At 72.2% G+C, this 6,607-nt stretch carries 8 protein-coding genes and 1 pseudogene; 4 read left to right on the top strand and 5 right to left on the bottom strand.

Annotated elements, in window-relative coordinates; translation table 11 throughout:
* Nucleotides 1-332: 332 nt before the first annotated feature.
* Nucleotides 333-596: pseudogene (locus C2L58_RS51660) on the top strand (IS110 family transposase); the annotation flags it as partial.
* Between the two features lie 70 nt (nucleotides 597-666).
* Here the strand turns inward: C2L58_RS51660 and C2L58_RS51140 are convergent.
* Both C2L58_RS51140 and C2L58_RS45320 read right to left on the bottom strand, forming a co-directional pair.
* On the bottom strand, nucleotides 667-1,032 hold the full coding sequence (locus C2L58_RS51140) for a hypothetical protein (protein WP_103343800.1): 366 nt from the start codon (nucleotides 1,030-1,032) through the stop codon (nucleotides 667-669).
* Nucleotide 1,033: 1 nt separating this feature from the next.
* Nucleotides 1,034-1,639, bottom strand: coding sequence for a hypothetical protein (locus C2L58_RS45320; RefSeq protein WP_103343799.1), 606 nt, complete (start codon nucleotides 1,637-1,639; stop codon nucleotides 1,034-1,036).
* Between the two features lie 55 nt (nucleotides 1,640-1,694).
* Between C2L58_RS45320 and C2L58_RS49605 the strand changes: the two genes are divergently transcribed.
* Together C2L58_RS49605 and C2L58_RS49045 are read left to right on the top strand one after the other, a co-directional pair.
* Complete coding sequence (locus tag C2L58_RS49605) at nucleotides 1,695-1,859, top strand: hypothetical protein (RefSeq protein WP_158264254.1); 165 nt, start codon at nucleotides 1,695-1,697, stop codon at nucleotides 1,857-1,859.
* Entirely contained in the window at nucleotides 1,844-2,311 is a 468-nt protein-coding gene (locus C2L58_RS49045; protein ID WP_146073814.1) for a hypothetical protein, read from the top strand. The genes C2L58_RS49605 and C2L58_RS49045 overlap by 16 nt, the downstream gene beginning before the upstream one ends.
* Nucleotides 2,312-2,359: 48 nt before the next feature.
* Here the strand turns inward: C2L58_RS49045 and C2L58_RS45310 are convergent, their stop codons facing one another.
* Nucleotides 2,360-4,507: an FUSC family protein gene (locus C2L58_RS45310; RefSeq protein ID WP_103343797.1), complete on the bottom strand. Its 2,148-nt coding sequence runs from the start codon at nucleotides 4,505-4,507 to the stop codon at nucleotides 2,360-2,362.
* Nucleotides 4,508-4,553: 46 nt separating this feature from the next.
* Entirely contained in the window at nucleotides 4,554-4,790 is a 237-nt protein-coding gene (locus tag C2L58_RS45305) for a hypothetical protein (protein ID WP_233226295.1), read from the bottom strand.
* Between the two features lie 376 nt (nucleotides 4,791-5,166).
* Between C2L58_RS45305 and C2L58_RS45300 the strand changes: the two genes are divergently transcribed.
* Nucleotides 5,167-6,132 (top strand): TIGR03557 family F420-dependent LLM class oxidoreductase, encoded by a 966-nt coding sequence (locus C2L58_RS45300; RefSeq protein WP_103343796.1) that lies wholly within the window; start codon nucleotides 5,167-5,169, stop codon nucleotides 6,130-6,132.
* A 66-nt stretch (nucleotides 6,133-6,198) separates the two neighbouring features.
* Here the strand turns inward: C2L58_RS45300 and C2L58_RS45295 are convergent.
* Nucleotides 6,199-6,607 (bottom strand): PQQ-dependent sugar dehydrogenase (locus tag C2L58_RS45295; RefSeq protein WP_146073813.1); only part of this gene is annotated, 409 nt, incomplete at its 5' end.

Here is a 6,607-nt window from a genome sequence, read left to right as displayed (position 1 = left end):
CTATCTACACGACCGCGTCAGCGGCCTGAGAAACCGTCAGCCCCGGTGTCAACCGAAGTCTGGGCAGACCCGCAAACCAATGGCAAGATCTGTGAAGACTGGGGCTTGGTGCTGCGCTGGGCTGGTGTGACCCCGGCCAAGGTGTGACCCACGGTAGTTCGTGGTGTCCTGCGTTCGATTTGTCGGCCCGCTCGGGCGCAGCACCGTATGCGCACCGGCCAGACGGGTCTGACCTGATAGGAGCTTGGATCAGAAGCCCCGTCACAGACCTGTCGCCCGTCCGGTCGGTTCGCCCATCCGCCAGCGCGAACACCGGAGGAGCGAGTTCCAGCATGACAACTTCTGCCACCCGTGTCATCGGCGGTGTCGACACGCACAAGCACACCCACTACGCAGCCGTGGTCGATGAGCACGGCCGACTCCTCGGACACCGCGAGTTTCCTGCCCGCGACCGCGGCTACGCCCAGTTGCTGGACTGGATCACAAGCCACGGTGTCGTTGTCGCGGTCGGTGTTGAAAGCACCGGGTCGTTCGGGGCCACCCTGAGCAGGTTCCTCACCACCGCTGACGTCCGAGTCATCGAGGTCAACCGGCGGCAAACCACCCATCACCCGGCTGACCAACCTCCCTGGACATCACAGCTAGCCGATTCGTCGCGGGGGCAGGTCACCGCAACGAGTTCAGGAACTCCGCGCCGAAGTCGTGGTCATCGTCATCGTCGTCTGGGGCCGGCTCCGTCAGGTCGAGCGCCGCGAGGGCGGCGATCTCCGCCCGCGTCCGGGCTTCGGCCCCGTCGACATCCGCCTGTCGTTCGGCTTCGGGGAGGGCGTTCCACGCGTCGATCTCCGCGTGTGCCGTCCGGAGGGTCTTTTCGCTCAGGTACGACCGATAGAGCAGGTCCTCCGGCTTCGCCCGGCCGGCCAGGACGTCGCGAGCGAAGTCGGCCAGGTCGCCGTCGCCGCGAGCCAGCAGGGTCAGCTGGTTGTGCCGCGCGCGCCGGCCCTGTTCGGTGCGCCACGGTGAGATTTCCACGTCAGGTCCCCGGGTGCTTGTAGGGCTCGCCGGGCCAGGACTGGGCGGCGATTTCGCCGTTGCCCGCCACCAGTTCGGACACCGACGCGACCGTGTGCGCCAGCGCGGTGAGCGTGTCGATGGCGCCGCGCAGCGGGGTGGCCTCGGCCAGGATGCCGGCGATGGCCTGGCGCACGGACTCGCCGTCGCTGAGGCCGACGATGCCGAGCAGGGCCAGCTCCAGGGCCTTCCCGATCTTCAGCACCTTGCTGAGCGCCGCGTCCAGCAGGGACTCGAGGGCGATGTCGAGGGCCTGCATGGCGTCGTAGGCCGCGCGGGCGAAGTTCTTGATCTTCCAGCCGGCGTCCGTGCAGAACTTGGCGTGCGCGGCGCAGGCGTACGAATAGTCGGTGAGCCAGGCGCGCGCCGCTTCCCCGGCGTGCCCGGTCCAGCGCTCCTGGATGCCGAGGCGGCCGCGGTCGATGTTCTGCTTGATCTTGCCGAACGCGAGCCCGGTGTCCTCGAACACCATGCCCTGGCGCAGCAGCAGGTCCCAGTCGCCGGTCACCAGCTTCTCGACCACCGTCAGCAGGTCGATCCCGACGATCTTCGTCAGCAGCCCGCGCACCGGCCCGGAGATCGAGGCCCCGCCCGCGATCTTGTCGGCGATCTTCTGGAGCTCGATGTTCCAGCCGCCGAACGCGTCCTCGGCCGGGTTGAGCGACCCCGGGTACGGCTCGAGGGTCCGGGGGTTGAGGGACGCGTTGTCGAAGTCGGTGAAGGTCGCGGCGGTTTCCGGGGAGACGACGTCGTCGGCGGCGATCCGCTCGGAGTGCGCGTCCGGGTAGGACCGGTCGGCTTTCGCCGCGGCCTCGTGGTCGGTCTCGCGGTACAGCTTGGCGACGGCGACGAGCGCGGTGTCGAAGGCGTCGGCCAGCGATTCGGCCTTGCGGTCGTTGGCGAGGCAAAGGGCCTGCCACTGGTCGAGCGGCTGGGCGAGGAGGTTGACCAGCAGCCCTTCGCCCAGCTCGTTCGGGCCGTCGGTGGCCGCCGCGTAGAGGCCGGCCGCGGAGCCCGCCCGCCCGGCGAGCGCGCCGAGCTTCCGGATCGCGTCCGGGTCGGCCTGGAAATCGGTGTTGATGGTCGTTCCTCCGGGTTGCGTGTTCGGGTGCGGTGTCCACGCCCGATCAGCCGGACCGGTTTAGTGCCGGTGCCCCGGGTGATACCGGCCGCCGGCGGACCTCTGGAGGTGGCGCACGCCGACTTCCCGGACGGCACATCGTCTCGCTGCGCAGCGTGATCGCGCGACAGGTCTCACCCGATCGAGTGACCGGCGGCGTGCGGGTGATTACCGCCACCAGGGGCGGTGGCGCTGGGCTGCCACGACGGCGGCCGGTTCGACGAGTTCGGCGAGGCGGGCGGAGATGTGCTTGATGTGTTCGTGGACCCACAGTGCGCAGGCGAGGTCGCGTACCGAGGCGCCGGGCTGCTCGAGGAGGTCGGGGAAAGCCGGCGGGGCGAGCATGGGGACGTCGCCGTGGTCGGTGCGGTCCAGGCGGGAGGCCAGGTGGTCGTACCAGGCGGCGAGCTGGGCCGCCTGGTCGCCGAGGAGCCGACGGAACGGGTCCGGGTCGACGTGGGGGTTCGGGAGCCCGGCCAGCGAGTGCGCGGTGAGCCGCGAGCGGACGGTCCCCATCACCAGCCGCCACAGGTCGGGCCTGGGGACGTGCTTGGTGCCTTGCTCGATGAGGAACCCGCGGAGTGCGTCGTCGAGGCGGGCCCCGGCCGCGGTCGCCGCGGCGGGGGAGGGCGGGTCGTGGCGGAGGCCGAGCGCCCAGTTCGTGGCCGCCGCCAGGTACGCGCCGCCGGCGCGGAAGGCGTCGGCCAGGTCGTCGGCGACCACGGCCCGGGCGCCGCGGGGCCAGAACAGCGTGCCCACCACCAGGCACACCGCGCAGCCGATCGCGACGTCCTCGATCCGCACGACACCGATCTGCCAGCCGGCCGGGGCGAGCAGGTTGAACAGCACCGAGACCGTCACGGTGAAGGCCGCCTGGCCGGCGGTGAAGGGCAGCGCGCCCGGCGCGTAGGCGGCGACCAGCACCGCGATCGGGAGGGCGATCCACAGCGCGGGCGCGCTGGTGCCGATGACCAGCAGCAGCAACGCCCCGACGACGACGCCGAGTGCGGTGCCGAGCAGCGCCCGCAGCGCGGTCGACCCGGTCGCCGCCGCGTTGCCGCGCAGCACGGACAACGTGCCCAGCACCACCCAGAACCCGTGCTCGACGCCGCTCGCCCCGGCGACGACGACCGCCGCGGTCAGGGCCACCGCGCCACGGAGGCTGTTGACGAACCAGACCGACCGCAAGCTCGTGTGCGGCGAAGCGACCCGGGCCAGCGAGGCCATGGAGCGGCCGCCGGGAAAGCGGGTCCGCCGGCCGCCGGGCACCGCGGCGCGGGCTTCGGTCACCGCCTCACGGACGGCGAACGCGCCGGTGCGGGCGTGGAAGGACAGGTGCACCGCGTCGACGTAGCCGGGATCGCCGGATCCCAGCGCGCGCAGCCGTTCCACGCTCGCCTGGACCCGGCGGTCCAGCTCGCCGGCGTCGAAGGCGCCGGGCCGGCCGGCCAGCAGCCGGGAAACCTCGCGCAGGCCGGCGCTGGTCTCGGTGAGCAGCTGCCGTTCGACCTCGGGCGCTCCGCTCAGGTCCGGGTACTCGCGCGTGGTGTCGGCGATGACCGAAGCACACCATTCGAGCAGGCCCACCAGGGTGTCGAGGGCCTGGTCTTCGGCGGCCAGCCCGGTGGGGCGGTAGGGCGTCGCGGTGAACTCGTCGATCAGGTGGTGCTTGGCCTCGACCGCCGCCTCGCGCGCCGTGGCCACGTCCGCGTCGCCGCGCAGGGCCGCGTCGAGGTGGTCGGCCAGCGCGGCGGCCGCCCGCGCCGCCGCGTCTCGCAGCGCCGTGGCGGGGGACCGGGGCGACAGCAGCAGGACGGCCGCGGTGCCGACCACCGAGGCCAGCCACCAGCCGGCGAGGCGGGCCGGGACCATGCTCATCGTGCCGGGGGAGGCGGCCGGGAGGACGTAGGCGAGCAGCGCGGCGACACCCCCGGCGGCCGCGTTCGGTCCCGCGACGCCGCCGAAGAGCACCAGGAAGGTGACGACGAGCGTGACGACCGCCGCCAGGGGCAGCGACGCGCTGGCGGCGGTGCCGATGACCAGCAGCACGCTGCCGGTGACCGCGAGTCCGAAGTGGGCGCGCAGCTTGTCCCGCCGGCCGCCGCCGAACGACACCATGACCAACGTGGCGAACCCGCCGAAGGCGGCGAACGTGGCCACCTGCAGGTCGCCGATCACCGTGATGCTGAACGCGAAGAGGACGGGGACGACCAGGGTGGCGCGGACGGCGCGCAGGGCGGCGCTCCCCGACCACCGCGGGATCCAGTCCCGGGGCGCGGCCCGGCGGGTCTTCAGAGCGGGGGAGTCGATCGCCACCGGCCGAGCATAGACGCCGGCGGCGTCGCGAACGTCCTGCTGCCGATCAGACGGTGAAGCGGTCCGGATCGGCCGCGGCCCAGTCTTGCGCCCAGTCCCGCGGGGGTTCGGACAGCAACTGCCCGGGCGCGAGCCAGTCGTAGAGCTCCGCGTAGGACAGCACCTGGTGGGGATCGACGCGGCGGCGGAGCATGTGCGGCCGCAGCTCGGCGGGGAACCGGACGCCCATCGACGCCATGATCTGCCGCGCGCCGGTCACCGTGGCGCGCTGGAACCGTTCCACCCGCAGAGCTTGAACCCGGTCGGCTTGCCGCCGGCCAGTCGAGGGCCAGGATCGCGTTCGCGGACAGGGAACCGAAACTCGTCGCCGACACGTTCAGCAGTGCCATGTCGTAGGGCTTCGTGCGGTCGGGACCGCCGATCCGGACCTTCGGCGGATCCTCGGGCGGCGCACCGGGGCCTCGAGTGCACCAGGGACTCGTACCCGTCGGCGTAGAGGGCCGGCGCGGCGGCGCCGAGCGAGAGCAGCGACAACACCGCCATGGCGGCCCCGGTGGAGTGCAGGGCGATCACGCCACTGATGGGGCATTCGTCCCGTGTGCCCGCCGGTGGCACCGGCGCGGTGTGTGCGGGCCGGGCGGCCGGGGTATCCGGCCGGCATGACGTCGATCGGCTACTTCCTTTCGTGCGAGCAGTACGGTCCCCGCGAGCTCGTCGCCCAGGCCCGCGCGGCCGAGCGCGCCGGGTTCCAGCGGCTGTGGATCTCCGACCACTTCCACCCCTGGAACGACGCGCAGGGCCAGAGCCCGTTCGTCTGGTCGGTGATCGGTGCCCTGTCGGAGGCCGTTTCGCTGCCGATCACGACGGCGGTCACCTGCCCGACCGTCCGGATTCACCCGGCCGTGCTCGCCCAGGCCGCCGCCACCGCCGCGGTCCAGCTGGACGGCCGGTTCGTGCTGGGCGTGGGCTCGGGGGAGGCGCTGAACGAGCACATCCTCGGCGACCCCTGGCCCTCGGCCGGGCAGCGGCTGGAGATGCTGGAGGAGGCCGTCGACGTCATCCGCAAGCTCCACGCGGCGGGGGCGCGCGGCGAAGCGGTGAGTCACCACGGGCCGCACTACGAGGTGCAGGACGCGCGGATCTACACCGTGCCGGCCGAGCCGGTGCCGATCTACGTGTCCGGGTTCGGGCCGCAGGCCACGAAGCTCGCCGGGCGGATCGGCGACGGGTACTGCACGGTCGTGCCGGACGCCGACCTGGTCCGGGCCTTCCGCGAAACCGGTGGCGGGGACAAGCCGGTGCAGGCCGGGATGAAGGTCTGCTGGGACGCCGACGCCGGAGCGGCGCTGGACCGGGCGCACCGGCTGTGGCCCAACGACGTCCTGCCCGGGCAGCTGGCCCAGATCCTGCCGCGGCCGGAGGACTTCGAAGCCGCGACGTCGTTCGTCCCGCGCGAGGCCGTCGGCGAGGCGATCGTGTGCGGCGACGACCCGAAGGCGCACGCGGAACGCGTCCGCCAGTACGTCGACGCCGGGGTGGACGAGATCTACGTGCAGCAGGTCGGCGCCGACCACGAGGGTTTCTTCCGTGGCTGGCAGGAGCACGTCCTGCCCGAGTTCCACTGACCGCCGCGGGAGGGTGGTGCCGCCTGACGACGCCGGAGCAGCCGGTCCTCGGCTGTCGTGGCGGGATCAGCCACCCAACGCGACGTGGAAGATCTTCTCGTTGCTGTTGTCGGGGATGCTGTCCTTGTCGCCGTTGTTGGTCGTCGTGAGCCACAGGCCGCCGTCCGGAGCGGGTTCCACTGTGCGCAACCGCCCGTAGGTGCCGTTGAAGTACGCCTGCACGTCGGTCAGGTCGCTGCCGCTGATCACCTCCCGGTACATCCGGGTCCCGCGTTCGCAGGCGACGTAGAGCACGTCGCGGACGATGGCGATGCCGGAGCAGGAACCGTCCGCCGTCGGGTACGTCCGCTTGGGGGCGATGAACCCGGACGTGCCGCACGTCCCGGAGGTGCCTTCGCAGGCCGGCCAGCCGTAGTTGCCGCCCTTGGTGATCAGGTTGGTCTCGTCCATGACGGAGTTGCCGAACTCCTGCTCC

It is taken from the genome of Amycolatopsis sp. CA-126428 (genome assembly GCF_002904335.1).
GTDB lineage: Bacteria > Actinomycetota > Actinomycetes > Mycobacteriales > Pseudonocardiaceae > Amycolatopsis.
This window is presented reverse-complemented; position numbering and strand designations above follow the sequence as displayed.